Source organism: Citrobacter youngae, assembly GCF_003818115.1.
Lineage (GTDB): Bacteria > Pseudomonadota > Gammaproteobacteria > Enterobacterales > Enterobacteriaceae > Citrobacter > Citrobacter youngae.
In genome coordinates, this window is record NZ_RPOI01000019.1 from 1 (window position 1) to 2,050 (window position 2,050).

Below are 2,050 nucleotides of genomic sequence, written 5' to 3' on the forward strand. Positions count from 1 at the left end.
CTCAGCAATAAGCTCAGTAATCAGATGGTTGGCCAGAGCATCAATATTTTTCCAGGTGCCAGTCTCTCCCAGCGTGACAGGCTCAGAGATGATTTGCTTCCCGTTCCCATAGGCTTTCGCCAGTGCATGCCAGCCAATATTGACATCCTCGCCTTTTTTATTGATTTCCGGGTTTGTAGTATTTGCAATCGACACACCATTGAAACCGACCCGCAGCATGTCCAGCGCATATGCCTGGGCAAAAAAACTCTCAACCGTTTTCTCAAACTCATCCGGCACGCCGGTATGGTAAATATGGGACATATCGGAATAGCTGATCCGGGCGCAGGTATCCGTCTCTGTCAGAAATAACTCCGTACCATTGATTGCCATTTTTTTGTGGAAACGGCCACCATCCACGCGTCCGGTATGCAGTTCACTGGCACCAATATTGACGGCATTACCTGACACGGCGTTAACATCACGCAGCGTGATATTTTTAATAAGCCACCCGGATTCCAGAATTGAGGTACGCAGTATATTTTCAGTGGGTTCGCTTAATGCAAAGCGTCTTTTTGATTCCTCCTGATAGTTAGTGCCAGTAACGAATTTATTATGATAACGACGTGCTGCGTCCGGCCTTTCAGTTTTGAAGGCATACATAGTTTTTTACCTTTTTTAGTATTTAAGAAAAGATTTTATTTTTGTACTCAGTAACCCGATTGTATTTCATTACATGCTCAACATAATCCCGATCACTTACGACTGAACGTAATACATAATTATCTGCTCGATAGTACTCCCTGTAAGCCATAGTTCTTGCCATTCCACCGTTATTTAATACATAACGATCAGTTGGAACGCTACAACGGCTAATAATTTCATTCACAGAATCAGACAAAGATTTGAGTGCATCTGTAATAAATTTAATATCACGGACAACGTCACCATCATTAAACACAGAAATAAAATCAGCAGGGATCTGGCCGGATTGAGGAAATATGTTCAGTAAACGCTTCTCAACTCCCTTTCCAATGTAGTTAACTTCATCAGCCAGTACGCCCGGTAAAAGCTTGATTGTGCTCAGCCGGCTATGTTGCTCATTCAGCCGGGAAACAGCCTGATGGTAACACCGTTCAGCATCCGCGCGTTCAGCATGCCCCGCTTTATTCGTTTTGGCTTCAGCAATGCTACTGACGCCGTTTTTTGAGAATGTACTTTTCCATGCAACTTCCGCATTTGTCACTTCACGCTGCCGGAAAGATAACTCTTCCTCTTCCTGACGACACAACTGGACATAACGGCTCAGGAGCAGGTTGATCTCATTCGCCACAGCTTCCGTATCAGGTACTGTTAACCCCGTAAGTGAATACAGCTTTTCACCTTTAGCGCGCAGCTTATTCAGTGAATAGATTTCGATAATACGCACAATACAGGCTATGTCGCTATGAGTTTCTTTAAATGGGCTTACTTTGTAACTGTCTAACACCGACACATGTTCGTTCTTAATTGATGCCAGTTTTTTCTTAAAAACATTGTCAATCATATAATTGCCACCTCAATTTAGGAGTTTAATTTTCTATTGAGAATATTCTTCTCTATCCATTCATTAACTTCATGCTCCACCCATGCAACAGAACGAGAACCGATAGAAACTTGGTTCGGAAATTCATCATTCTTTATCTTTAGATAAATTGTTGACTTGGGTAAGCCAGTCAAATTAATCACTTCTGATATCCTCAGAAGTCTATAGTTTTTTTGGGTTGCGTTTTCCCGAGGCAATAAGCTCATGGCTATGTCCTTCACATTAGATATTTATACTAAGACTTAATTAGTCTCTATTGGGTGTATATATACTTGCACAGAAGAATTAATACGTAAAGAATGACACTTTCAAACTTACTCAAATAATTTGAATGGTGAATAATGGTGAATAATAGTGAATGTTAGGGAATATTACTGAGTGACAACCTTTGCCAGTGCTTGTTAATCCCTGATAATGATGAAATTTGATGAACAATATATGTAACAATTTGTAAACCAAAGACTACATTGGCTGGGCTGGGCTGGG

General features: G+C 41.1%; 3 protein-coding genes. All 3 read right to left on the bottom strand.

Annotation, left to right across the window (positions count from 1 at the left end; genetic code table 11):
* Positions 1 to 642 (bottom strand): P2 family phage major capsid protein (locus EHN13_RS16845; RefSeq protein ID WP_148085787.1); only part of this gene is annotated, 642 nt, incomplete at its 3' end.
* Positions 643 to 664: 22 nt separating this feature from the next.
* The gene (locus EHN13_RS16850) at positions 665 to 1,525 is read right to left on the bottom strand and encodes a hypothetical protein (RefSeq protein ID WP_124021773.1); all 861 of its coding nucleotides are present in this window, start codon (positions 1,523 to 1,525) and stop codon (positions 665 to 667) included.
* Positions 1,526 to 1,542: 17 nt separating this feature from the next.
* Complete coding sequence (locus tag EHN13_RS16855) at positions 1,543 to 1,770, bottom strand: helix-turn-helix transcriptional regulator (protein WP_124021774.1); 228 nt, start codon at positions 1,768 to 1,770, stop codon at positions 1,543 to 1,545.
* Between the last annotated feature and the right edge of the window lie 280 nt (positions 1,771 to 2,050).